The 26549-nt window shown below is 38.7% G+C and carries 19 protein-coding genes; all 19 read right to left on the bottom strand.

Annotation, left to right across the window (positions count from 1 at the left end):
- Positions 1 to 1046: 1046 nt before the first annotated feature.
- Positions 1047 to 1625 (bottom strand): NifU family protein, encoded by a 579-nt coding sequence (locus U736_RS0105155; RefSeq protein WP_015856727.1) that lies wholly within the window; start codon positions 1623 to 1625, stop codon positions 1047 to 1049.
- A gap of 59 nt (positions 1626 to 1684) precedes the next feature.
- A complete protein-coding gene (locus U736_RS0105150; RefSeq protein WP_015856726.1) occupies positions 1685 to 2176 on the bottom strand; it encodes a universal stress protein in 492 nt (163 codons plus the stop codon).
- Between the two features lie 63 nt (positions 2177 to 2239).
- Positions 2240 to 3310 (bottom strand): tryptophan--tRNA ligase, encoded by a 1071-nt coding sequence (trpS, locus tag U736_RS0105145; RefSeq protein ID WP_015856725.1) that lies wholly within the window; start codon positions 3308 to 3310, stop codon positions 2240 to 2242.
- 60 nt (positions 3311 to 3370) lie between these two features.
- The gene (murJ, locus tag U736_RS0105140) at positions 3371 to 4942 is read right to left on the bottom strand and encodes a murein biosynthesis integral membrane protein MurJ (RefSeq protein WP_015856724.1); all 1572 of its coding nucleotides are present in this window, start codon (positions 4940 to 4942) and stop codon (positions 3371 to 3373) included.
- Positions 4943 to 5799: 857 nt separating this feature from the next.
- A complete protein-coding gene (locus tag U736_RS0105135) occupies positions 5800 to 9009 on the bottom strand; it encodes a BID domain-containing T4SS effector (protein WP_015856723.1) in 3210 nt (1069 codons plus the stop codon).
- A gap of 317 nt (positions 9010 to 9326) precedes the next feature.
- Entirely contained in the window at positions 9327 to 11153 is a 1827-nt protein-coding gene (locus tag U736_RS0105130; protein WP_026500378.1) for a BID domain-containing T4SS effector, read from the bottom strand.
- 210 nt (positions 11154 to 11363) lie between these two features.
- Positions 11364 to 12644 carry a BID domain-containing T4SS effector gene (locus U736_RS0105125; RefSeq protein ID WP_015856721.1) on the bottom strand — a complete coding sequence of 427 codons (1281 nt, stop codon included), beginning with the start codon at positions 12642 to 12644 and terminating at the stop codon, positions 11364 to 11366.
- 325 nt (positions 12645 to 12969) lie between these two features.
- Positions 12970 to 13800: a BID domain-containing T4SS effector gene (locus U736_RS0105120; RefSeq protein ID WP_026500377.1), complete on the bottom strand. Its 831-nt coding sequence runs from the start codon at positions 13798 to 13800 to the stop codon at positions 12970 to 12972.
- 324 nt (positions 13801 to 14124) lie between these two features.
- Positions 14125 to 15294 carry a BID domain-containing T4SS effector gene (locus U736_RS0105115; RefSeq protein WP_015856719.1) on the bottom strand — a complete coding sequence of 390 codons (1170 nt, stop codon included), beginning with the start codon at positions 15292 to 15294 and terminating at the stop codon, positions 14125 to 14127.
- A gap of 313 nt (positions 15295 to 15607) precedes the next feature.
- Positions 15608 to 17206, bottom strand: coding sequence for a BID domain-containing T4SS effector (locus U736_RS0105110; protein ID WP_015856718.1), 1599 nt, complete (start codon positions 17204 to 17206; stop codon positions 15608 to 15610).
- A 10-nt stretch (positions 17207 to 17216) separates the two neighbouring features.
- Positions 17217 to 17417, bottom strand: coding sequence for a hypothetical protein (locus tag U736_RS0105105; RefSeq protein WP_015856717.1), 201 nt, complete (start codon positions 17415 to 17417; stop codon positions 17217 to 17219).
- Between the two features lie 1002 nt (positions 17418 to 18419).
- Entirely contained in the window at positions 18420 to 20336 is a 1917-nt protein-coding gene (gene traG, locus U736_RS0105085; protein WP_015856716.1) for a Ti-type conjugative transfer system protein TraG, read from the bottom strand.
- Between the two features lie 154 nt (positions 20337 to 20490).
- Positions 20491 to 22125: a BID domain-containing T4SS effector gene (locus U736_RS0105080; RefSeq protein ID WP_015856715.1), complete on the bottom strand. Its 1635-nt coding sequence runs from the start codon at positions 22123 to 22125 to the stop codon at positions 20491 to 20493.
- A 10-nt stretch (positions 22126 to 22135) separates the two neighbouring features.
- Positions 22136 to 22351, bottom strand: coding sequence for an antitoxin VbhA family protein (locus tag U736_RS0105075; RefSeq protein WP_015856714.1), 216 nt, complete (start codon positions 22349 to 22351; stop codon positions 22136 to 22138).
- Between the two features lie 65 nt (positions 22352 to 22416).
- A complete protein-coding gene (gene virB11, locus U736_RS0105070) occupies positions 22417 to 23487 on the bottom strand; it encodes a P-type DNA transfer ATPase VirB11 (protein WP_015856713.1) in 1071 nt (356 codons plus the stop codon).
- Positions 23484 to 24644: a type IV secretion system protein VirB10 gene (gene virB10 / locus U736_RS0105065; RefSeq protein ID WP_015856712.1), complete on the bottom strand. Its 1161-nt coding sequence runs from the start codon at positions 24642 to 24644 to the stop codon at positions 23484 to 23486. Before virB10 ends, virB11 begins: the two co-directional genes overlap by 4 nt.
- Positions 24637 to 25503, bottom strand: a complete 867-nt coding sequence (virB9, locus tag U736_RS0105060) for a P-type conjugative transfer protein VirB9 (RefSeq protein ID WP_015856711.1) — start codon at positions 25501 to 25503, stop codon at positions 24637 to 24639. The genes virB10 and virB9 overlap by 8 nt, the downstream gene beginning before the upstream one ends.
- A complete protein-coding gene (locus U736_RS0105055) occupies positions 25500 to 26204 on the bottom strand; it encodes a VirB8 family type IV secretion system protein (protein WP_208438627.1) in 705 nt (234 codons plus the stop codon). Before U736_RS0105055 ends, virB9 begins: the two co-directional genes overlap by 4 nt.
- Positions 26158 to 26460 carry a hypothetical protein gene (locus tag U736_RS0105050; RefSeq protein WP_015856709.1) on the bottom strand — a complete coding sequence of 101 codons (303 nt, stop codon included), beginning with the start codon at positions 26458 to 26460 and terminating at the stop codon, positions 26158 to 26160. Before U736_RS0105050 ends, U736_RS0105055 begins: the two co-directional genes overlap by 47 nt.
- Between the last annotated feature and the right edge of the window lie 89 nt (positions 26461 to 26549).

The raw sequence follows: 26549 nt of genomic DNA, 5'->3' as shown, positions 1-26549 counted from the left end.
ATTACACCAATCAGATAGAGGCAATATATTTTCCTTTATTGCAAAGCCATGTATCGCAGAGGAATAGTGGCTCGGTCTTTTTTTTAATATGCGGTTATGGATGAAGTTGGATGTTGACTTACATGCAACAGTAAAAGTATGTGCTTTATGAGAAGAACAACGCGGTAAAGCAGACAAACTTATTCCTGCTGAATTGAAGAAATATTCTCATTTTTTTATCAGATAATTTCTCAAACAACCATAATAGATCTAGCTTCAATGTATTTATTTTTACAGGTAGTTACACCGTTTGCGTCATATTTATGGAAATGAGATTGAAAATGATAGAGGGGGAAATCCTTGATTTTAAGAATGGAAAAAGGACGGTATGATCTTGATAAGGTTGTATGGTCATGCATTTTCCAGCTCTTAGTGTTGCAACAGTCCCTTATAAAAAGTGTGCATAAGAGCTATTAAAAATAGTTTTTGTTATTATCCAGTTTGTGCTGTGTAAGCGGACGATTTTGATTGATGCAATAAAAACAGAATTGAAATAAGAAGAATGTCAGAATTCTCATTCAAGTTGCAAAATGTGATCTTTGTCGATTGGTTGCTACAAGAAGTATTTTGCGTGACTTTATTGTTGGGAGAACTGAGAAAGATGGAGTAAATGGGCACTCTAATCTTACAATGTTTTCTTTTTTGGGTTTTCTTTTTTTGTAACGGGTCGTGGTTTCTTGGTTAAAATTGCATGACAAGATTATGAAACAAAATAAATTTAAAGTGCATGCTCATGCGTTGTACTTCTGTGTACGTTATTGGTTTGTTGAAACAACTTATGCTTCTTAAAGGGGGCTTTGAAATCTTTTTAAGGCATATGTGGAGGTGAAAGGTGAGTGAAGGTATCATTATGAGACAGATTTTTTTAATAGTACTGTATTTTTATGGCTGTATAGCTTACTTTCAAAATTTCAGGAATAAAATGACGTAAGATTTTTGCACTCCATGTTTGAGCGCTGTTGAAGAGGGGCAATCGCTGTGGTTATTTTACCTATTGAGACCAATATTTATTGTGGCATGGCTTCAACGCCTAAAACTTCAGGGATAAAATGGCGTAAAAGATTCTCAATACCATGTTTGAGGGTTGCCGTTGAAGAGGGACATCCAGCGCAGGCACCCCGCATATTGAGATAAACAATACCATTCTCAAATCCGCGAAAAGTAATGTCTCCACCATCATTGGCAACTGCTGGGCGGATACGCGTTTCAAGCAGCTCTTTAATGGTTAAGACAATATCAGCATCTTTTTCGTCATAAAACTCTTCGTTAAGGGCATGGGTTTGTGCTTGTATTGTAGCGTTGGTGGTGATCACTGGCTCATTGGATAGAAAATGTTCCATGATTGTGCCTAAAATGACGGGCTTGAGATGTTGCCATTCTCCTTCTTTTTTGCTTACGGTGATAAAATCATAGCCTAAAAAAACACCATTGATATTGGGAATATTAAACAGCTTAGCTGCCAAAGGTGAGTTTTTAGCTGCTTCTTCAGGGTCACGAAATTCTAATACGCCCTCAGAAAGAACCACGCGTCCTGGCAGGAATTTAAGTGTTGCAGGGTTTGGGGTGGTTTCAGTTTGAATAAACATAAACTCTCCTTTTATAATGAAGGATTGGGAAGATCTTACATTGTAGAATATTATATTTTTTAGGCAATAGATCTAATATCTTCATCGGCAAGATTGCTAGGAATAACAATGACAGGGATTGAAAAAGCTGTCCCTTTATTTCCGATTAATTGAACAAGGGGTCCTGGTCCTTCTGTATGTCCACTGGCTGCTAAAACAATTAGTGCAATCCTTTTATCTTCGTCGATCAGTTTGGAAATCTCATCAATTTTTTTTCCTTCACGCACCACTATTTCTGTTTCAAGCGCATGGGTGGTGCGGACTTCACTGGCAATGTCTCCTAATATTTTATGAGCACTTTGCGTTGATTCTGTGCGCATAACGTTGTTTACACCCAGAAAATGTTGAAATTCTGCACTATCAACGACACAAAGTAATACCAATGTTCTATTGGTATTTTGGGCATGCTGTGCGGCAAACGCAACGGCACGCCGACACTCTGGTGTTTCATCGATAATGACTAAGTTCTTTTTCTTGGGTTCTTTTTTCGGATTTTTGGGTTTGGAAATCATGCACTTTCTCTATATTTGTACAAACGATTTTTTTGCTCTCTACAGTTTTTAGTTTTATTACCTTTATGTATCGTGCAAAAATCCAATAATTTCACGAATTTTCTTCATATTTTCTTCTGCGAGCATACTAGCACGTTTAGCGCCATCATGCAAAACAGAGTCAATATAACCACTTTCTTGATTCAGTCGACGTAATTCTTCTGTTATAGGGGCAAGCTTATGGACAGCAAGGTCGGCTAGAGCGGTTTTAAAATGCGAAAATTGTTGACCAGAAAATTCTAAAAGAATCTTTTCTTTGCTAACTTTGGCAAAGGCGGCATAAATACCAAGCAGGTTATCCACTTCTGGTCGTTCTTTTAAAGCGGTAAGGGTATCGGGAAGAGGAGCCGAATCCGTTTTGGCTTTGCGTATTTTTTTTGCGATAAGATCAGCATCATCGGTCAAATTAATGCGTGAAAAATCTGAAGGATCTGATTTTGACATTTTTTTCGTCCCATCGCGCAAAGACATAACGCGTGTGGCTGTTGTTCCAATAAGCGCCTCTGGGAGGGGAAAGAAGCCTTGTTTTTTTTCTTCATCCGTTTGCATAGAGATACCAAAATTTAATTCGGCAATACGCTGTGCATAGTCGTTGTTAAACTTTTGTGCAATATCGCGTGTGAGTTCAACATGCTGTTTTTGATCTTCGCCTACTGGAACATGCGTTGCACGATAGACTAAAATATCAGCAGCCATCAAAGTGGGATAGGCAAAAAGCCCTAGAGATGCTTTTTCGCGATCTTTTCCTGCTTTATCTTTAAATTGTGTCATGCGTTGAAGCCAGCCGATACGGGCAACACAATTAAAAATCCAGGCAAGTTCAGCATGTTGAAAAACACGTGATTGGTTAAAAATAATGTGTTTTTGAGGATCAATACCGCAGGCTAAAAAGGCTGCTGTCACTGTTCTGGTGGATTCGCGTAAAGTAAGGGGATCTGGGTTGACTGTGAGCGCATGCATATCCACAACACAGTAGAGGCAGTGATGAGAGTTTTGCAATTCAACCCAACGCTGAATGGCTCCAAGATAATTGCCAAGATGTAAATGACCACTCGGTTGTACGCCGGAAAAGACAAGTGGTGTGAAGGTATCCATAGGAGTGCTCTTTCTTCAATTAAGGTTATTTGTTTTATTGTTTTTGACAAAGTATAGATATTATGAGCGTTTTTTCAAATTTTTAAGCATGTGAAAAAAGGAATGGGTGTTGAATAAAAAATAGGCACTAAAATAGATCAAGAATATGCCAAGCATGATCCCAGCTAAGGTGCTGGCGCGCAAGAAAAAGGATGCTTGTGAGGATAAAGGAAAAGACAAAAAACCAAACATATTCAATCCGTAATAGAGGGCTAGTGTACTCAAAAGGGTTGCTATCATGAGACATAATATTTGCTTTATCAGTTGGAAGTCGTATTTCCAATAACCGCGTTTGATAAGGACACCCCAAAGCAACAGGGCGTTGACCCATCCAGAGGTAATTTCAGCAATAACAATGCCTCGTGCAGATAGAATAGGAAATAATGTTAAGGCGAGACTGATATTGATGAAAACGCAAATACCTGTAAAAATCATCGGTGTTTTGGTATCTTCATGGGCAAAAAAATTAGGAATAAAGACCTTAATGAGAACAAAAGCTGGAAGTCCTAGTCCATAAAGTTCCAGTAATTGTGCAACATGGTGTGTTGATTGACTGGTAAATTGTCCTCGCTCAAAGAGCAAACTGACAATGGGAGTGGAGAGCAGTAAAAAAGCGATGGATGCTGGAAGTGTTAACAATAGCGTTAATTCAATAGAGCGGTTTTGTAAATGGTGGGTTTCTTTGTGCTTTTTGCTTCGCAAAGCGCGTGTTAATTCTGGTAAAAGAACGGTTGCAACGGCAATGGCGATTACACCTAGAGGCAATTGGTAAAGACGATCAGCGTACATCAAAGAAGAGACAGCACCCGATTGACTAGAAGCAATGTTGGTATTAATGAGCAAATTGATTTGTGTGATGCCACCCGTGATGGCTGCTGGGAATGCTAAAGTTAATAGCTTGCGAACATTAGGACTTAAATGGGGCTGGCGGAAGGAAATTTTCATTCCACTTTGACGCAAAGCAAGGGCAATTAAGGTGAGTTGAAGAAGCCCTGCTGCCAATACACCCCAAGAGAGATTTAAGCCGATATGCCAAGCGTCAAGTTTATAGATCCAAGCATAGGCAAGCACACCAATCAGAATAATGTTTAAAAAGAGTGGGGCAATGGCGGCAATAAAATAGCGTCGCAGAGCATTAAGCATGCCCCCCATCATGGCAGCAAGCGACATGCAGGTTAAATAGGGAAACATGATCGCAGTAAAGTGAATTGTAGCGTTAAATTTTGTTACATCTTCGGTAAAACCTGGGGCAATAATGGTTCGTACCCAAAAAGGCATACTCAGTTCCATCGCAATCGTTAACAGTAAGAGCATCGAAAAGAGAACGCCAAAGACTTCTTCTGCAAATTTGCATGCTGTTTCTTGACCATCTTCAGTAATTTTTTTTGCAAAAAGAGGAATGAAAGCAGCGTTAAAGGCACCTTCAGCAAAAAAACGACGAAATGTGTTAGGAAAACGAAAAGCAGCGTTAAAGGCATCAGAAACAGGACCAGTCCCTAGGGCTGCTGCCATAAGCATTTCGCGTACGAAGCCAAAAATACGGCTCATGAGGGTTCCGGAAGCAACTGTTGCAATTTTTTTAATCAATGTCATAAAGATATATCGGGTTCGTTGTAAAAGAGAAGCGATGATAGGAGAAATAAACCGTTTTAAATCGTAGAAATCTGATCTGTATCCCAATCAAGGATACTTTTTATAAGCGTTTTACGACGGTGTTTATCTTTCTGTCAACAATGGTGCTTGAAGACTTTTTTATGCTCCTTGTTTACTGTTGCATTACAATTTTTATTGTTGCCATAAAATAATTAAAATTTCTTTTTCAAACTGAAATATGGGAGCTACATCATGACAGTTTGAAGGGACATATAGGGATATATAATGTTAATTTCTCTTTATGGTGTGATGTCGTGAATAGTGCACCCCAATACCGTTCTGTTTTTATGTAAGGGGCATGACCCTATTAAAGAACGCAAATAAAATAAAAGCGTGAAGCAATGTACAATCTCCATTATTTATCCATTATTTAAAAGACAGTGCTTTAGATGTTTTTAAAAGTTGTAAGGCTAAGCTAAAAGGTGATGGCAAAGCTCGTGATTGGTTTTTATCTTTACGGCTTTATATTCTCTCAAAATTAGGCTGCCTTCCCATTTTAAAGATTACATAAACAAAAGGATAGGAAGAAGTGATCTTTCAACAGCATTTTGTCTGTTTTTAGCACTATAGGTAATGAAAGTGATTAATTATCATTTTCAAAAATGATTGATCATTTCATTTTACTTGTTCAGGTTTCTTTTCATAGTTAATGAGGATAAAATCTGAGGAAATAAGATAAATTTGTTCTCTCATGGTTTCCATTCCCGTTAAGGTGCGATTGATTTGCCAATGAGAGCAGGCGGGTAAAGGCTATCATTTTTACCAGAGAGGGCAAAAAGTTAAAGTTTATGAAACCTTTAGATATTCATTGTCATGGCTTTTGCGTGCTCTGTTTTGTGAGGTTGAATATTTTCTTGTCTTTTAGAGCTCTGATTGACGTTTTCTTTCATTTTTTGCACTTTAATTGCTTCTTTATCAAGAGTGTTGGAACGTTTTTTTTTATTGTTTGTCTTTGTAGGTTGATGCTGGTTTGGTGCTAAGCACTCATCGAATTTATGGTTATAAAAATACATGGGTTGTATATGCTGTTCTATCTCTTTTATCTGCTTGACTATTTCCATAATTTCTTTTGCTTTAACGGTTGATGTGCCAAGACACTTCGCAAGTTTTTCAGGATTATTTTCCTTTATAGCTTCATGCTCGCTTGAGGATAAGCGCTCATTGATTTTTTTGATATAAGTTCTTATCTCCCCCCTTAATTCAGGAGAGTTTGATAAAATTTCTTGCTGTTGTGCTTTTGACAAGGAAAAGAGATTTTTCATCCAAGCCTCAGGAATTTTTACCGACTGTTCACACCGCCTTTGTTTTATATGATGGGTATGGAGAATGTCTCTTTCTGTTTGTTTAAAAATATTGATATAACGATCAATGGCTCTACAGAGGGGCAAAATATTTGCTTCAGCATGGGCGCGCGCGTTGTTTTTTATGCCAAATACATTGCTACCAGAAAGCTTAGAAATAGATTGAGGAGAGGTGGCAATTTGATAGGTGAGCTGTTCTCCTTCAGTATGATTTTCATGGATCATCTCTATTCTTTCCTGCAAAATATGACGATTGCCATAAATGATTTGGCACAAAGTTTCGATTTCTTTTCTTCTTGCTTGAATGGATGCATTGTTTTTTATCTTTGTGGCAATTTCATTGTTGGTAAGGGGGGCTATTGTTTCTGCGGGGATAAGCACTTCTTGCTGGTTTTGAACTTTTGGTGCTGTAAAGGAGAGGGCGTCACCGATTTTTAATGTCTGTATTTGCTCTGGGGTGAGATCTTTTTTATTTCCTAAGATGAAAATCCCGTTGGCATCAAGCATGAAGCCATTGGGTCCACTACCTCTGTAGAAACCTTTATAGGTATGCCCTTCTTTCGCTGTTATAATAAGATGATGATGAATATTTTCAAATCCAATATGTTTCATATTGTCTATGAATTCTTTTAAAATAAGTATTTTTTCTGGATTTGAGATATCCTCAAGAAGATGTTTCATCTCTTCCTTATCGTTGTGTTTTAGCGATGAAATGCTAGCAAGATTCATGCGTTTTTCTGTTGCAAGAGAAAAGTCGAGTGTGTGACCAGCAACTTGCCCAAGTTTTTCAAAAAACATTCGTTGTGTGCGTCCATTACCTTCTCTGAAGGGATGCGTATAGTTGAGCTGTATCAACATTTCAGTGACATATTCAACAAATGTTTCGCGGGTTAAGCCTTTTAAACTATTCGTTTCAGAAAGTATTTTATCTAAATTTTCTAGTCCCTCTTGTATCTGTTTTGCTGAGGCAAAAGAAATCCCAGCTTTTTTCATCATTGGCATATAAGCAACGGTACCATCTTCAAATGTAAATGGTTTTTCGCGTGTTTGTCCGGCCCATTCAAAAGTATTTTTAAATAGGGTGTGATGAATATATTGGAGATATGTGGAAGTTAATTTTTGCGGTGGCGCTTCTTGGCGTAGATGAATGATTGCTTTTGTTGTATCATGGGCACATTGCACTTTTAATTTTTTATAGTCGTTTATTCCATATTTATTTTTTAAGGTGATACTATTAGGGCAAAAGAAATTACGGTACATTGTCTTATTTTCTTCAGTTTCAGGCGATGAGGATAATTTCTCCTGTAAGATGAGAGGGACGGTGTCCATTTTTTTTGTACCAGTGTCCCAGTATGCCATTGCTTTTTTTGGGGGCTGTTTTGTTCTTTCTTGATGATCAGAGCGTTTTTCCTTTGTCATTTGGACAGATATTGGATTATTTGTCGCTGTATTGCTGGTCTGTAAAGTGTTTTTTTGGAAATCTTTTTGCATTTGCCTCATGGAGGAAGCAGATTGAGCAATTGGGTTGGTCATTTGTTCTTGCAAACTTTGGGACATAACTTCAATGCTGTCATGTAAAGCATGAGGGGCAATCCATGGTGAAAAATGGGCTTTTTCTTTTTTCTTTGTTTGAATGGATGCGTTGTCTTTGCTCTTTTTAGTTATTTCATCGTTTGTGAGAGCGGCTCTTTTTTTTTCTGGAAGAAATGTTTTTTGCTGGTTTTTTTCTGGGTTTTGAGTTTTGGGCGCTGTAAAGGAGAGGGCGTCACCGATTTTTAATGTCTGTATTTGCTCTGGGGTGAGATCTTTTTTATTTCCCAAGATGAAAATCCCGTTGGCATCAAGCATGAAGCCATTGGGTCCACTGCCTCTGTAGGTACCATGATAGGTTTCTCCTTCTTTTGCGACGACAGCGAGATAATAATTTTTTTCATCCAATCCAAGTTCTCTCATAGAGTTGATAAATTCTTGTAAAATGAGCAATTTTTCTGGATTTGAGATATCCTCAAGCAGATGCTTCATAGGCTCTGGATTGCTATGTTCCATGGCAGCGGCGCGGACAAAGTCTTTACGTTTTTTGCTCACAAGAGAAAAGTCTAGCTCATGTCCTGCTGCTTGAGCGAGTTTTTCAACAAACAGTCTCTTTGTGCGCCTATTGCCCTCTCTGAAAGGATGCATGTGGTGCAAATCTATCATTATTCCAGCTGCTTGTTCAACGAATTCTTCGCGAGTTAAGCCTTGTAAATTATTCTTTTCAGCAAGTGTTTTATCTAACTTTTCTAGTCCCTCCTGTATTTTTCTGCCAATCGCAAAAGGTTTTGTAAATTCTTTTCTTTTCAAAATGGGCATAGAAGCAACAGTACCATCTTCAAATGTAAAAGGCTCTTCGCGTGTTTGTCCGGCCCATTCAAATGCACGGGAAAAGAGGCGTTGATGAAGATATTTTAGATAGGAGGAATTAAACTGTTCTGGTAGAGGTTCTTGACGCAGTTTTATCATTTCTTTTTTTACATCATCACAACATTGTTCCTTTAATATTTCTTGCTCTTTGATGCGGTATTTATTTTTAAGCAGTTTGCTATTGGGATAAAAGAAATTCTGCGATGCTTTATTGATTTGTTTAGAAATGGCTGCACTAATTGCAGGGTGTTGTTCTTGCAATTCTTCCTGTGTGGAAGAGGCATAATGTTTAGTGTTTTCTTTCATGTATATTTCCTTTCAAAGGTTAACATTATTTTTTGAAAGCTTTTTTTACATTTTTTGCCTTTAATTATTTTCATTGCGTTTTCTTCAAAGAAAAATGCCTATTTGAATGATTGAAAAAATTGACCTTATTCGCATGGAACAAAGCTAAAGTGTGTAATTTTTATGAAGTATTATCGTGAAATTTTATCAATGAATTCTGTAAAATAATGGGGTGTCTTATTCTAAAGTTTTCTGTATTTTATACACCGTCTTTGATGCAATCTTGCAAGGTAATTGCACCAAAGTTTTGTATGAAAAGCCAACAATTAGAAGATTTATCACGACAAAGCTATTGCTTTTGATGTTTCGGCTCTGCGCGGTCGAACATGTGGCTGGTCTTCTTGTTTAGAAGTTTCTACAACCTCTTGATGCTGCTTTGCTGTTGAGCGTTCAGGTAACTTTGGGGGCTGCGATAAGTTTTGCTGCTTTTGCAACTTTTTATCGGGATCGTTAAGCGGTTGATGACGTTTTTGTTGTTCTTCCTGATGGTTTTGTACAATGGTTTCTCTTAACTGTTTTACAGTTTCAGCATAATCCTTAATGACGGTACACAGGGTAGAAAGATTTTCTTCAGCGGCTTTGCGTGCTCCATTTTTTATGCCAAGGATTTGCTTACCAGCAAGCGGAGCAAAAGATCTAGAAGGGTTTTCAATTTGAAATACAAGCTCTTCTCCTATCTCTGGAATTTTTTGCATATCTTCTATTCTATATTGCAAAATAAATGGATCATTATAAACAATTTCGCACCAATATTCGATTTCTCTTTGACCATATCGAACCGATGGATCTTGTTGAACTCTGCGGGCAATTTCCTGATTTGAGAGAGGCTCTATTTTCTTTTCTGAATTGAGTGGATTTTGTAAATGTTGATTTATTAGCTCTTCCTCTTGTGCTTGTCGCTGGTGTTGTTGTTCTGTGTGAGAAGCTTGTGAAATCTTTTCACTTTTTGTATATTTTGAAGTATACACATAATCGTTAATGGCAGTACGTAGGGTAGGAAGATTTTCTTCAGCTTTTCTGCGCGCATGATTTTTTATGCCAAGAACTTTTCTACCAGCAAGCTTAGAAATAGACTTAGGCCGTTCTGTAATATCCCATAAGAGCTGTTCTCCCATATCGGAGTTTTCTTTGATTGCTTCTATTCTTTCTTCTAAAATCAGCTTGTTGCCATAAACCTTTTCGCACAAAAATTGTATTTCTTCTTGATATGCTACGAGCAATAGCTCTCTTTCCATTGTATTAATAGAATTTTTTTGTCCGTGAGACGGTTTTGGCTGTTCAATTGCTGTGTGTGGAGAGGCAGGTTTTGGGATGACAGCATCGCTTTGTTTTCTGTTTTCCATACGGTGTGGTTTTCGTGAAGGAGGTACTGCATATGTTCCACTATCTTGTGATGATGAACTACTTTGTTGCCTATCTTTTTCGCGTGGAGGTCTTTGTGGTGCTGCTTTTGTGTGCGGAGAGGAGTTTTCTTGGATTTTTGAACTGGGGATTGTTGTGCCGGTTTGTGTTTTTTCTCTCATGCGTGGAGGAGGGGGCGGAGCCACTTTTGTCTGTAGGGAGGGGAACTCTTGAGCTGTTGTTTTGTTTTGTTGCCTATCTTTTTCGCGTGGAGGTCTTTGTGGCGCTGCTTTTGTGTGCGGAGAGGAGTTTTCTTGGATTTTTGAACTGGGGATTTTTGAACTGGGGACTTTTGAGTTGGGGATTGTTGTGCCGGTTTGTGTTTTTTCTCTCATGCGTGGAGGAGGGGGCGGAGCCACTTTTGTCTGTAGGGAGGGAAACTCTTGAGCTGTTGGTTTATGTTGTTGTCTCTCTTTTGCACGCGGAGGTTTTGGCGGAGCCACTTTTTTTTGTGGGGGAGGCGTCTCTTGGTTTTTGGTGCTAGGAGGTATTGTGCTGGTTTGCACTGGGTTTTTCATGCGTGGGGGGGGCGGTGGAGCAACCTTTGGGTGGTGTGATAAATTTTCTGGGTGTTTTTGTACAGTTGGTTTTGGCAAACTTTGAGAAACTTGGGGAGGGGGGGTTCTGGTGGGGGATTGTTCAGTCTGTTGTTGAAATTTTTCTATCATTTCGGTGATAAAAGGGGAAGGATTTCTTTTTTTCATACATGTTCCTTTCAAACTCTTCCAATATTGTTTTTAAATACTATTTAAAAATGTACGTTGGTTTTTATTCTGTTTTATGCTTTTTAACTTGCTTTTATGAGAGAGGATATGAAACTGAATGGCTTCACGAAACCTGACGCTCTTGGCGCAAATGACCTTTGCCATGTGTTGCGCCAAGATGTTGAATTCAATGTGAAACCTTATGTTTGTTTAGTTGGCAAAAGCCATTTCTTTTGATATCACAGTTTTGCGAAGACGAATATCTGTTTCTCTTTGTTGAGTAGAGGTTGTTGCTTCTTCATGAGTTACTGTTGAATGCTCAGTGCGTCCAACAGATTGTGATAAGCGTTGTTGTTGATGCAAATCTTGTGTCTGTTTAGAAGATGGTTCATGGCGCTTTTGTTTTGCCTGTTCGGTTTGCAAAATGCTCTCTCTTACTTGTGTTACAGCCGTTGCATAATTGTCAGCAGCGTCAATTAAGTGAGAAAGACCAGCTTCAGCATGTCTGCGTGCTTGATTTTTAAAGCCACAAAGACTGATACCAGCGTACTTGTGAAAAGATTGAGGATTTCCGACAAGTTGCTGTGCGAGTGTTTCTATTGCTTCAGGGCTTTGGAAAAGAGTTTCCACTTGTGATTGCAAAATGTTTGCGTTACCAAAAACAACTTCGCACCAATATTTGATCTGGGCATAGTGCCTTTTGACTTTTGAATGTTGTTGAATTTTGGTAGAAATTTCTGCCTCTGAAAGAGTTTCTTTTTCACGTTGATCTGGTTTTTGCAGAAGTTCAGTGACTGCTGCCTTTCCCATTAAACGTTCATAGTTTTTGAGTTCTTGCTCTGGAGATTGCAATAGGCTTTCTCTTGCCTGTTTTACAGCTTTTGTATAACAATCAACGGTGACGCAAAGGGTGGAAAAATCTTCTTCCGCTTGTTTGCGCGTTCGATTTTTGAAGCCCAACGTGCTGGTGCCTGAAAGTTTAGCAATACTTTCAGGATGGGCTGCCATGCGCCATGAGAGCTCCTTTCCTGCAGCAGGATTTTTTTGAATTTCCTGCATTTTTTCTTGTAAAATGTCGGGGTTGCCATAGGCTTTTGCAGATAAACGCTGAATTTCTTCTTGATAGGTTCGAACCAATGAATGGTGTGGAAGCAATAGAATGATTTCTTCCTCTGAGAGAACTCTTATTGCCCTTTGGGTAACTTGTGAAGTAACTGTTGTGTGTGTCGTTTCAGGTTGTTGCTGCCTTTTGGTAGAGCCGCCTCTTGTGAGAGGCATTGTTGCATTTGTTGATGCATGTACAGTTTCTTCTTTTAAAAGAGATTGTCTTTCCTCATCTTTTTCCGGTATGGATGACAGTCTTTTGCTTTGTGAAGGAGCTTCTTTATAGAGGCTTTCTGGGCTTGTAACCTCTGCCGCCGCTTTTTCATAGAGCGCTATAATTTCTTGTATTGAAGGGGATGGAAAAGGGTGAGGGTGATCTTTTTTCATGCATGTTTCCTTTCAAGAATTGTTTTAGAAAACCTCTTTGGTGTACACTCTCGCCCTTTATATTTTTATGGTTTTTATAAGAAGATATCAAAATTGAGTGGTCTCCAAAGATCGGCGCTATTTGTCACCATCGTAATGGGACTTTGTGTCTTTTATACAGTTTTTTTGTGAAATTTTATCAATAAGTTATAGTCAATTACTGAATCCATTTTTAGGACTATTTTCTGTCACAAGATAAAACAATTCTTGGCGCAACCGCAATAAAACGATTTACGCCAAGAGATTACATGAAAAACAAAACTATCGTCTTTATGCTTATAACCCCTTACATGGAATAAGCCATACCATGTCTTTGTCGTTGTGGGCTGTGCTCTGGACTCTCCTGGTTTTGTCCTCTTGCGTGATGATGACGATGATGAGCTCTTTCAGCTTGATGAGAATCTTCTTGATGGCGTCTTTGCTCCGCTTGAGGGGTTTGCAAAAGCCTCTCCTTTGCCTCTTTTACAGCCTTTGTATAACCATCAATAGCATCAACGAGTGGTTTAAAACCGTCTTCAGCTGCTTTGCGTGTTTGACTTTTTAAGCCAAGTGCGGAGCGGCCAGCAAGTTTATGTATAGATTCAGGATTTTCAGCAAGTTGATTTGAAAGGTCTTTTCCTTTACTGGGATCTGTAAGTATTCCTTGCAAGTGTTGCTGGAAAAGCGTGTCATTGCCATAAACGATCTTACCCCAGTGCATAACCTCTTCTCCATAAGCTCGGACATGTGGGTTTTTTAAAAGTATGACAGTTATTTGCTCAGATGTGAGGGAAGATGAAGCTCTTCCTCTTTGTTGTGGAGCAACCTCTGTATAGTCTGTTTCAGATTCTTGTTGCCTTTGGTGATGGTGTCTACCTCTTGAAGCAGCAGCGCTGCTCACGGATGCGTATGTAACTTCAGCTTCGCGTTTTGGGGGAGCAACCTCTGTATAGTCTGTTTCAGATTCTTGTTGCTTTTGATGATGGTGTCTACCTCTTGAAGGAGAAATACTGCTAACGGATGCATATAGAACTTCCTCTTCTGAGGTTGGTGTGCGCTGGTTTCCTCTGTTTGGTTTATTAACTTTTGCATAGAGGGCTTCTGGATTTGCAGAAGGGTGTGGATGATGTTTTTTCATGCATGTTTCCTTTCAATATTTTTAGAAAACCTCTTTGGTGCATTCCCCACTTTTAGTTTTGATAACTCTTGTACAAAGGAAGATATCCAACTGAATGACCTCTAAAGATTTCGCGCTATTCGGGGACAGTGTAATGGACCTTTGTGTCTTTTATATAGTTTTTTTATGAAATTTTATCAATAAGTTACAATAAATTACAGGGTTCACTTTTAGAACTATTTTTTGTAATATTTTAAAACAACTCTTGGCGTAATCGCAATGAAACGATTTGCGCCAAGAAATTCAATGAAAAAGAAAAATTTATGTACTTTTATGGGGGGGCACTTACATGGCAAAAGCCATTCCTTTTTCGGCATGTCTTTGTTGTTGCGGGCTGTGCTCTGGACTATTTTGTTCTTGTCCTCTTGCGTGATGACGACGATGATGATGGTGATGTCTGTGTTCTGGGTCTCTTTCTGGACTTTCGTGTTTTTGACCTCTTTCATGTTCATGTGTAAATTGTTGATGGAGCTTTTGTGCAGTCGTTACATGTCTTTCAAGAGCTGAGCAAAGGTGGCTAAACTCCCCTTCAGCTTCTCTGCGGCTTGGAGATTTTACACCAAGTATTTTGTGACCTGCAAGCTTACCAGTGCTTTCAGGATTTACTACAAGGTCCCATAAGACGTTCTCTCCTTCTCGAGGATCGTCAAGAATTTTAGCCAATTGTTGATTCAAAGCATGCTCGTTACCATAAACAACTCTGCACCGCTCTTGGATTTCTCTTACACCATATTGAAAGTCTACGTTTTGTAAAAGCTTTGTTGTAACAACATCTTTTGGGGTTCTGGGAGGGGAGATCTTGCCTGAGCCAACGCCTTGATATATGGGATTTTCTCGTTGTTCATACTCTTGCCTGCCTTCAGCCCCCATGCCAACCGTTGCATAGATAGATTCCAGCGGTCTTTGGGGAGAGAGACCACCACGTTCACCAAATTCAAGCTCTGCATAGAGATGTTCTGGTTCATAGGAAGAATGCCTACCCTGTGCATCTCCACCAACTGTGTCGTAGGGGGACGTTTGCCAACCTTTTGCCTCCAGATCGGTTACTGCATAGGGATCTACGAGTCTGTCGGCGCGTCGCCCATCACTTGGTTCTCCACCAAGTCTGTTATAGGGATTTCCTAGTGGCTTTTGGGGAGCATAGATCGTTGTTGGTGGTTGTTGAAGTGTATATTGTTGTGGGTTGCGCTGTTCTTTGGGTGGTTTGTTAACCTTTGCGTAGAGGTCTTCTACATTAGAAGCTCCTAGGTTTTGTTGTTCTAGTGGCTTTTGGGGAGCATAGATCGTTGTTGGTGGTTGTTGAAGTGTATATTGTTGTGGGTTGCGCTGTTCTTTGGGTGGTTTGTTAACCTTTGCGTAGAGGTCTTCTACATTAGAAGCTCCTAGATTTTGTTGTTCAAATTGTTGTCTTAGTTCATCTATATTGGTAGAAGCGGTTGGGTGACTTTTTTTCATGGCTGTTTCCTTTCAATATTTTTAGAAAACCTCTTTGGCTTTGGCGCATTCCCCACTTTTTGATAACTGTAAGACACAAGGCAGATATCGAATTGAATGACCTCCAAAGATTTCGCGCTATTCATATTTGTATATAGTGGACATTTATGTCTTTTATACAGCTTTTTTATGAAATTTTATCAATAAGTTATAGTAAATTACAGGATTCATTTTTAGGACTGTTTTTTGTAACATTCTAAAACAACTGGTGGGCGCAATGGAGATAAAATGATTTGCGCCAAGAGTTAGTTGGAAGGCAAAACTTCACGCGTTTTTAGCCGGTAAGAGCAAGTGATGAAGAGCGATTAACTTTTAAGGTGTGAGTTTGACATTGTGCTTCTTTGGTGTTCCTTACAGTATTCGCAATTTCTTTTGCTCTGCTTTCCGATGTCCCAAGTAGGCAAGCTAGTCTGGTATAATCTTTTTCTTGTATGGCTTTACGATCTTCTGAAGATAGACGATTGTGTAGTTGGCGCGAAAAGTGATGGAGTTCTTGTCGCAGTGAACGAGAATGCGATAAAGCTTCTCTTTGTTGTTCTCTTGGTAAGGCAAAAAGGTTTTGTAAATTTTTTTCAGGCGTTTCGACAGTGTGGCTCAAGCGTTTTTGTTCTCTTTGATGTTGCTCTAAAATTTCTTCTTTTGTTTGTTCTGTTATTGTGGTATAATTTCTAAGGGCTTGGCTGAGTTGTGGAGCGGTTTGTTCCGCCTGTCTGCGATTTGGACTTTTCATGTCAAGTATTTTTCTTCCTGCAAGTTTAGAAATTGATTGAGGGTTTTGTAAAATTTGATCGGCAAACTGATTTCCTAAGCTTGGATCTGCCGTTAAGATGTCCATTTTGGTCTTTAAGGCATGGGCTTTACCATAAACAATCTTTGATAAATTTTCGATTTCTTTTCTGCATGCTTCAACATAAGCGTCATTTGAAATCCTTGTGAATAACTCTTCATGTGTGAGAGGTGCTAATGTTTCTTTTGGGATCAGTGTTTCTTTTAAGCTTTGAATGTTGGTTTTTTGAAAGCAGAGGTGGGCACCGTTGAGTAATGTTTTGACGAGTTCTGGGGGGAGATCATCTTTGTGGCCGACGACGAAAGCACCTTCTACTTCCATGACAAAACCTTCTGCTGAAAAACCTCTAAAGATGCCTTCATAGGGGATCCCTTCTTTTGCGGCAACAACAATACGATTGTTAATTTCATCCAGTCCAGCATTTCTCATTTGGAAGATGAATTCTTTTAAAACAAGGGATTTTTGCGGATGCGTGATATCTTCAAAAAGATCTTTCATCGGTTGGGGATTGCCATATTGCATGGCTTCAATACAAGCTGCTGTCATGCGTCCTTTTGTGATGAAAGAAAAGTCAATGGGATGTCCTGCTGCTTGTCCAAGTTTTTCCATAAACATTCGATTTACGCGCCCATTCCCTTTTCGGAAAGGATGTGCGTGCTCGAGCACCATAAAAACTTCAGCGGCATTTTCAGCAAATTCTTGGCGCGATAAACCTTTTAAATTGTTCTTCTCATTAAGTGTTTTTTCGAGTTGTTTTAGTTTTTTTTGAATCTGCGGTCCGACAGCAAAAGGAACTTCATAACCTTTGGGACGCATCGCCGGCATATGGGCAGAGGTTCCGTCTTCAAATGTAAAGGATACATCGCGGGTTTTTCCAGCCCATTCAAAAGTTTTGTGGAAGAGGCTCCAGTGAATTAATTTTAAATAAGTGGAATCAAATTTTTGTGGAAGTGGTTCATGGCGAAAATTGACGGCTTCTCTGGCGGTATCATGGGCACAGCGTTCATACAGTTTTTTGGGATCTTTTATGCCATATTTATTTTTGAGTGTTAAGGTACCTTTATATAAATAATTTTGCTCTAACATATAATCTCTCCTAAGTAGGGTGGTGGTTGATAAGCGTCTTAAACGCTGCATATGAAAAATTCCCCTTCGCGTATTCTTTTGAGATTTTTGGTGTTATGAGAGGGAGTGCTTTTTCCTCAAGTGTATGGATAGTTGTATCGATCGTTTTGTGATACTTTTGAAAGGTTTTTGGTGTGAGAAATGCCAAATGTTCTGTTGTGATTGTTTTCATGTATATTTTCTTTTTTCATTTATTTTTGGAAAGATTTTTTGATGTTTCTTTTTGTTTATTATCCTGTTGTGCTGTAAAATACTGGTATTGAGGGCGCTGATATGAATCCCATGAGCGGTCAGAAAATGGATTGTCTACAAATTGACACTGGAAAAACCTTCATTCTTTGAGGTGTAAGGAAGGGGGCAAAAAGAAAAATGTTGCTTAAAATTGTTGGTTTTTTTCTTTTAATAAAGTTGTTTGCAAGAGCGCTTTGATGAAGATCGTGGATATGGCGGGTGCAATCGCTCTTGGTTTGTGGATGGAGTTGGTACTTTTTATACACAGTACTCAGATTAGTGAATCTATGGGCAAAAGCAGTCATCAAGAATTTTTCTCCATTATGTTTTTCTTATTGCTCCATATGAACATCTTGTTTATGTGTTTTTGAAACAAATTGTTTTTTTATTTTGTATTGTTGCTCTTATCGTATTGCGCTGCTTTAAAATCCATAAGAGAGGAGCCCCTTTCTTTGGTTGGGAAGAAAAGCCTTTTTCAGCGCTTTATCGTTAAAATAGAACACTTTATGATATCGTAAAGGGGGAAAAGTTTGTATAAGAACGATTTATTCATTTTGATGCATATCTAAAATATTTTTTGGAAAAAATCGATGTTCTTGAGTGTAGGTGTCTTGAGAGTTCTTATTTCAAAGATCAAATTTTGGTTTTTTTGTAGGGGATAAATTATACACAAAAAGCTTTGTAGGAATGTATTTGCAGACTTTCCTCAGTGGAGATGTTGGTTTAGTTATAGGTGATTTGAGAGGATTGGTGTTTTTTATAAAGACGATAGATGCTGGTAAAACGATACACAAAATACAAAAAGGAAAAAGCACGGATTTTTTATCATGTTTTTCCTATGTGTGTGTGGAAGCGGGTAAAAACTTTTTGTTAACGGGCTTTTAAAAAACAGAAATGTATATTGTTTTTGTTCTTTTTATAGTCAAGGTCTCATAAGAGGAGGTTAGTTTTTCTTTTGTGGGGCAAAGCGATTTTTTGCAGCTGCGGCTAACATTTCTTTTCTTCTGAAATAGATGGCGCGACCACATCGCAAAGGAGGTTGTCCTTGCATAAGAATAATTTGTTCATCTTGACGCATTTCTTGAATAACTTCATGGGGTAAAATCAGAGCTCTTTGTTGGTAATTGACGTTGTATGAACTCTTTCCTAAAGATAAGCCTCTTGATTTGCTTGTTCCGGTTACTTCAACAGTCATTTGGCCACAGCGTTCTGAAATGTCTTTGGCAGTTTGGAAGTCTTTAATGGCAGCATAGCTGACAAAGGAGCAGCTTTCAAACCATGAACGTGCTCCAGCTTCTCCAAAGTGATTGACCAACTGACCAGAGGATTGATAAAAAAGCATTAAGGATGTACCGTATTTACGTCCACGATCGCGCGCTTCTTCTAAAATATTCATATAGCCTAGAAGATCAACTTCATCTAAGACAAATAAAACACGCTTTTTATAGTTACCGTCTGCTGTAACCATGGCATTGAGAAAAGCACCAATAATCACGCGTCCAATAGCTGGATAACTGTTTAAAATGCTTGCGGGGAGATTGAGAAAAACATCTGTATTGCCATTTGTAATATCTGAGGAAAAAAAATCATCTCCGCAGACAAGATCTGCGTAATTGGACAAAGAAAGCCATTGAGTGTCTTTTGATGCGGTTGTATAGACTCCTGAAAAGGTTTGCTCTGCCATTTCTGTAAAAATACCAACCATTTCGCGAATAAAAGGAGAAGGTGTTGTTTCTTGAATCATACGTAGTTGATTGACAACAGCTGTTTCTGATTGAGAGAGAATCCCACGCAATGTTTTTAAATTGCGCTCGCTGTCTTTATATTCATCAGAAAATATAACATGAGCAAGAAGGGCTGTTAAAAGGTTATGAGCTTGTGTCGAGAAATATTCCGCTGAAGAATTGTCTGATTTTTTATCTGTAAGAAGCAATTTAGAAAAGCTTACAATATTTGCTTCGCGTTGTGTGCGTGGTACGCTATCGTCTAAAAGCCAATCGATGACATTGAAATTTTTTGTTAAAAATGAATTGGGATCGAGAACAATGACATTTCTATTTCCCATCTTTTGACGCGCAAATTTGACCATTGGGGCAACTTCTGTTGAAGGATCAAGACAAATAATAGACCCTGGATAGGTTAAACACGTGGGAACTACTGTACTTGTGGTTTTATAGCCACCAGAACCAGCAAAAAAGATCATATGAGTTGAACCAAAATCAAGATTAAAGGTTAGCAAAGGGGCTGTCCCACCCTTTCCCCATGTTGTTTTATTGCTAGGTGAAAAGGGAATTTTGCACACATTATCTTCATCAACACGGTATCTTTCCCCCACAACAATTTGTCCATTGGCAGGAAAAATTTTTGCTGCCTCTCTTAAATTCATCCATGCGGATTCACCAAACACACCTTTTTTGGCACGCTTGACCTTATTTTTAGGTGGAGAGGTTGTTATGAATTGAATAATGGAAAAAAAAACACCAATGATGATGCCAAAGACAACCATGGGGTCCATGAATTGAAGCGCATAATTCCACGTTATTCCTTGTTGTCCAACATAGGGACCTAAACGTTTTATTTCTCCACCAATATAGTAAAGAGCTGTGGTTCCAAAAAAGATAAGGGAAACGAAAGTAATTCCTTTACGTAAGTGCAGCTTTTGCGAGAGACTATAAAACAATGACACAGCAGCTGTTAGTGCTAGGACTAGTAAAGGTTCTGAACGAAGAGTCCAATAAATTTGATTGCTCTTTAGTCCATTTGTTATAAACAACAAAAAATGAGGAACAAGGAATATCGTTAAAGCACCTAAAGCGATTGGTGTTAAAATGAGTACCATTTGTGTCTTGGTATATTTCATTGTATTTACTTTCAATTCTATCAGACTATGCTGCGAAAAGCTCTTTTTTCAGGTGTGTGATATTAAACTCTCTCTTTTTTGAAAAAGCGCAGATGACGCCAAACAGTTCTCGTTTATGAGCCCTTCTTATAAAGTAGGAAGCTTTTATCCATTCTTAGCAAGCCATAGCAAATGCTTTGGAACGATGCATTGTGCATACTTGTGTTTGCTGATGTAGCTCTTTGGCTTGCTTAACGGTTTGTGTAATTTGTTTGGCTTTATTTTCTGATACACCAATGCTTTGAGCCAGTGTTTCATACTCATTATTTTTGACAGCTTTATGTTCAGTTAGTGAGAGACGGCTATTGATGTTTTTTACAAAGTCGGTAAGCTCTTTTTGAAGTAAAGGATTTTTTGCTAAAGCTTCTTGCTGTAATTCTTTTGGCAAGGTGAAGAGCTCTTGTAAGCTTTTGCTTGGTATTTTTACTATTTTTGCACGACGACTTTGTTCTGTTGCATGTTCTTGAGTAATTTCCTTCTCCGCATGTTTTACAGCATGGGTGAAATTTGCAACGGCAGTACAGAGCATCTCAAGATGATTTTTAGCGTTTGCACGTGCTTGATTTTGTAGTCCGCATAAACTGAAACCTGCAAGATGAGAAACAGAGTGCGGTGCTCTTTCAATCTGGTTGGCGAGCTGTTGGCCTAAGCTTGGATTTTTGATGATCTCTAGCATCTGTTTATCTAATGTTTTTTCTTTACCATAAACAATTTTTGCCAATTTCTGGACCTGTTTTAAGCTTGCGTGGACGCAAGAATCTTCTGCAACCATTTCGGCTTTTTTATTTTCTGTCAAAGGAGCTAATCTTTCTTCTGGAATGAGAATGCTTTCAAGCTCTTTTGTTTTTGGAACTGTAAAGGTAAATTTGTCACCGGGTTTTAATGTTTTGAGTTGTTCTGGTGTGAGATGCTCTTTATTGCCGATGATATAAGCCCCTTTCACATTGAATGCAAAGCTATCATAACCAGCACCTCTATACATTCCTGTGTATGTTTCACCTTCTTTTGCAACCATAACGGGACGATCATTAACATTGCGCCCAAGTTCTTTCATGTTGTTCATGAATTCCTTTAAAAGAAGTATTTTATTGGGATTAGAGATATCCTCAAATAGATGTTGCATTGGTTCTAGATCACCATTTTCTGCTACAGCAACACTGGCGAGCATCATGCGTTCTTTTGTAACAAGTGAAAAATCAAGCTGATGGCCTGCTGCTTGAGCGAGCTTTTCAAAAAAGACTCGTTGTGTACGTCCGTTGCCTTCTCTAAAAGGATCGAGTTGGTTAAGGAAGTTAAATAAACTTATTGCTTCAGAGTTAAATGTCTCACGCGTTAGGCCTTGCAAATTATCTTTTTCGGCAAGTGTTTGATCTAATTTTTGTAAACCTTTAGGGATTTCATCACCGAGTGCAAAAGGATTTTCCCATCCTGTTCTTTTCATTTCGGGCATAGCGGCTGTGGTACCATCTTCAAATGTAAAGGGAAGATGGCGAAGATGACCAGCCCATTCAAAGGTATTTTTAAATAACTGATAATGAATAGAGCATAGATAGGAGGTATCAAATTTTTCTGGTAGGGGGGCTTCACGCAGATTAACCATCGCTTTTGCTGTATCATGCGAGCATTTCTCCAGAAAGGATTTAAAGTTTTTTATTCCATATTTATTTTTGAGTGTTGTGGTGTTCGGGTAGACATAATGATGGGGAGAAACTGTCTGTATATTTTTTGTTTTTTCTTTTGCTTTTGGCATCGTAGCTTCCTTATAATGTTACGTTGTCCATGAGAGTATTAAACTCCTCGAGTGAAATATTCCCCCTTGCATATTCTTCTAAAATTTTTAGCGTTTTGGAATGTAGCGCTATTCCCTCTATTGCATGGGTGCTGATGGCTGCTTCAACCGCTTCACGGCGTTGTTTTAATTCTTCTACTGTCATAGGTAAAAGGTTTTCGCTGTTTTCTGTTGCTTTGGTTTTCATGCATTTTTCCTTTTATGTGCAATCGTTGCTTTAAAAGAGCCTTTAGCAGCCGATGTGATCTTCTTTTAGTCTCCTCCAAAGATGTTTCGTTGTTTGAAGGGATCATAATAAATTTCTGTGACCTTAAACTTTCCTTCAACCCGTTTGCATTGGATGATGATATCAATCATTGAAATCAACAGTCCTCGAATATCATCACGCTCTAAATCACCTCCTCCGTCACTTTCTTTGACCAAAAGGGTCATTTGCTCAAAGGCAGCAAGGGCTGTTGAGGCATGAACCGTTGTAATGGAACCTGGATGACCTGAATTGACATTGCGGATATAATAAAAGGCTGTACCATCTCGAAGTTCTTGCAAAAGAATACGATCAGGACGCATTCGTAAAGATGATTCAAGCAACTCTTTGGGTCCAACAGAGGCTAAGCCTTGTCCATCTTTTGAATAGAACATCGAGACATGATTAGGGTGCGGTATCACCAATTCTTGTGTATCTTCAATGGTAATAATACGCTCTTCTTGAGGAATTTTGGCGATTAATGCTTTTGATAATGTTGTTTTACCCGAACCAGTTTTTCCTGCAATTAAAATATTTTTCTGGCATTTTACAGCTTGATTTAAAAAGGAGACAAAGTCTTTATTGCAGTAGGCATGAGCTAAGTTATGCTCGATGATTTTGAGTTCGTTAAAACGAGAAAGATAATCATTTAATGGCGTGAAAGATATCTGTTCACAGAGCGAAAACAGACCTTTATTCGCGAGCTCTTCGAGAGAAAAACTTTGCGATGATGGTTTGCGAATTGTCATACTAATCGTGTTTTTTTCGACAGCCGGCGGAATAACAACTTGAATGCGCTCATTACCTGGCAGAGTAGCCGATAATATTGGATTCTTGTCTGATATGTTTTGCTTGGAATAGGACGCGACAACTTTTGCAATCCCCATAAGCTCATTAAAAGAGAGAGCCGGTGCTTCTATAGTTTTCCATCCATCAATACCTTCCGTCATTACTTGGTAGGGACGATTGATAACAATTTCAAAAAGACTTTCATCTTTCAAAAAAGCACGGATGGGTTCAAGTTTTGTGAGAACAATCGCGATGGTTTCATCGCTCATGGTATGTAAGTTTGAGTTCATTTTAAAGGTATCACAGAATTTTTGTAAAAGTTTCTTGAAACAGCTCGATTGGTAATCTGTTTTTTATTTTCGATGACTTTCAATTTATAGACGCTGGAAAAATCCAAATCGCGGGCAACAAAGATATTTACCATTTCCCCTTGGTTTTTGGATAATGTTGGAGGAATATTGGCGTAATTTTCGACGAGAATGTTTGCGATGTTTTGTCCTGAAGAGAGTGTTTCAGTTTCTTCTTTTTCTTGTTTTTTTGCTAAACGTTTATTGGCATAGTTTGTCGCATCTTTTATCAGGGAGACAAGAAGCGCAGATCCAATCCTCTCTAACCAATGGTTATCAATATCTCCATCTATACCAGAACGCCCTAAACTGTCTGTTGCAGGTGAAGCTAAGGATATAATGATACCATTAGGGGTTTTTGCTCTATTCCATAGCACAAAGAGACGTGTTTGGCCTTTTTTCAAGCCGGCGCGATATTCACCAACAATTTGGGTACCTTTATCGAGAAGGACAACACGACCATTGTCTGATAAGATATCTCTGGAGACGATACAACTGGCAAAACCTTGTTGATCACTGTTGATGGCTGTTTCTAAAATACAAGGGATAGAAGTTCCCATCGCGATGATGTAGTTTCGATTGCCAAGGGTTGAAGCTCGAATACCTTCAAGCACTGTGGGTTTGAGAAGATGATTAAAACGTTGTGTCGTTTCATCAGGTTTACTTTCAAGTTGGTGAGGCAAAATACCATTATTGGTTTGTGAATCTATTTTGCCTTGTTGTGTATTTGCATAAGCTAATACAGGGGCACGTTGTGCTGCTTCCAGAAGTGAGTCATCAGAATTTAATTGATTGATGTTTGGTGTTGGTAGCTCGACTTTTGGCAATAGAGCGTTATTTCGTTGAGGCTGTTCAAGGGGGGAAGGGGTAGGCTTTGCAGGGCGAAAAAGCTCTGTTTGTTTTATAACTTTTCCTTCTTTTGAAGATTCAATTGGTTGTTTTTTTTCTGTAACAAGTGTTGAATAGGCTAAATAAAGACAGACACTGAAAAGAATAATAAGAGCAATAGCTTTCCCTACATTGTTCTGTTGACTTTTTCCTTGAGCATTTTTTATTGTATCGCGATCATTGATGCTTTTTTCATCCACGGTGTTATTCATGGCTGCTTCCTAGGTTCACTTTACGTTGTACAGATGGTGATGTCGTACCTGTTTCAGGGTTAATTCCTTCTGGTACGAACCTTTTATTAAAGATGCACAATACTTCATTCCCACGCCGTAGCGTGAATTGTGCAGCTGTTGCATGAACAATAACCTTGTTGCCTTTAATTGATTTGGGAATAAGCGCTTCTTGCCCATCAGGCGATACAATGTAAATGGCAGGGATTTCAATGTTGCCTAAAAAGGTAAAGGTTGTTGTTTTTCCATTATCATAGACAGATGCAGGTTCAATGAGGGATGAGCCTTGGGCTTCATAAGCCCAATTGCGTGGTCCAAAATCTTCATGGATATTTAAAATATCATTGACAAAGTTTTCTTCACGTTGTTTTGTTTTTTCTGCTTCGGCTAATTTCTTACGCAAGGCTTCATCTTCTGGATAACGAAACTTTACCAAGAAATACGTCTCATTGCCGGCTGAAACATCACCTTCACGGATTTGTAGTTCGAATTGATAAGATCGTTGGATTCCATCTTGGCGGCTTGTGACAATTTGTAAATTGGTCACAGGTTGGATTTCACGCGGTTTGAGAAAAACAAAGTGACCAGCCGGTGCAACTTGCCAAGCAACGGAATTTCCAATTCCTACATAGGTTACTTCTTCATCATCGGCAAATTCCAGCTGAACTGAAGAGCGAATGGAGCCAATGATTTGTACAACATTGTAGGGGTCATAATTGACAAATCTGATGCGGTTATCTTTACGTGCACTGACAGGCGCTGTTTCTGCAAGTGAGAGGACAGTGTGAAAGTTGAGAGTGATCGTAAAAATTAAAAAGGTTGTTTGTAAAAGTCTGATCATTTTATCACCTCTGGATCAGATCTATATTCCGATACTTGAAAACCAAGAGGGTTGATGAGACGATCAGACGTTGAAATGTGTGCGTTCACGTAGGAAAAATTTAAGATTGAAATCCAATGGGAAATATTTTCTTTTTCATTAAAGTCTCTGACCGTTTTATAGTAACGAACTTGGATAAGATCTTTGCTTATAAAAGAGATTGATTTGATTGTGACGGTAGCAATCATGTTATGATAAATATTTTGCGGACTTTCTGGATTATTGCCCGCGTACCATTTTCCAAAACGGTTTTGTTCTTTTGGAGAAGATAAAAGAGAAACTAAGCGAAAATTGTTTTCTGCTTCGGATGCTTGAAAACCTTCACGGGCACGAACATATTGGCTGGCAAAATAACGCGTTATCGCTTCATCATAGTCGTTAGGGGATTCTTTGAGGGCGCTTACAGTATCAATAATGCCTGTTGAGTTATCGACGCGGATAACAAAAGGCTCTACCGTTTTTAAAGGCGTCAAAGCTGCGACAGCTAAAGCCAGCGCAATCGTCATCAATCCAAAAAGCACTGTTAAAGCCATGGAAATTTTCATTCGCACGCGCATGCTATGCATGCGATCAATGTCAAATGAGCGCGCTTCTTTTATATATTCTTCAAGGGCATCACTTTTCACGCGTAACCTCCACAGTTTTATCAGATCGTGCTTCATGAATAACCGGCTTTAATAAAGCTGAATTGGCTGTTGCTTTTTCACTTTCCAAAGTATTGAGAATGATAGGAGTGGTAACAGTCCTTACGCTCTTTTCTGGGTGGACAACGTTTTGATTGTCCCAATTCCACTTATCTTTATTTAAAGCACGTGTATGTTTGCCATTACAGCGTGGTGGTTTTTTGGGGCCACTCAAAGAGGCGCAACCAGTAAGAGCGATTGTTAGGACCATAACAAAAGTTATTTTTCGTTTCATTTTTTGAACTCACAAATATCTTGGAATACAATGCATGAGAGCCTTTATTTTGGACACTTTTACAAGTCTATGTGATGCAAGACTTTGAT

This window comes from Bartonella grahamii ATCC 700132, from assembly GCF_000518085.1.
In the GTDB taxonomy this organism is placed as follows: Bacteria; Pseudomonadota; Alphaproteobacteria; order Rhizobiales; family Rhizobiaceae; genus Bartonella; species Bartonella grahamii.
This window is presented reverse-complemented; position numbering and strand designations above follow the sequence as displayed.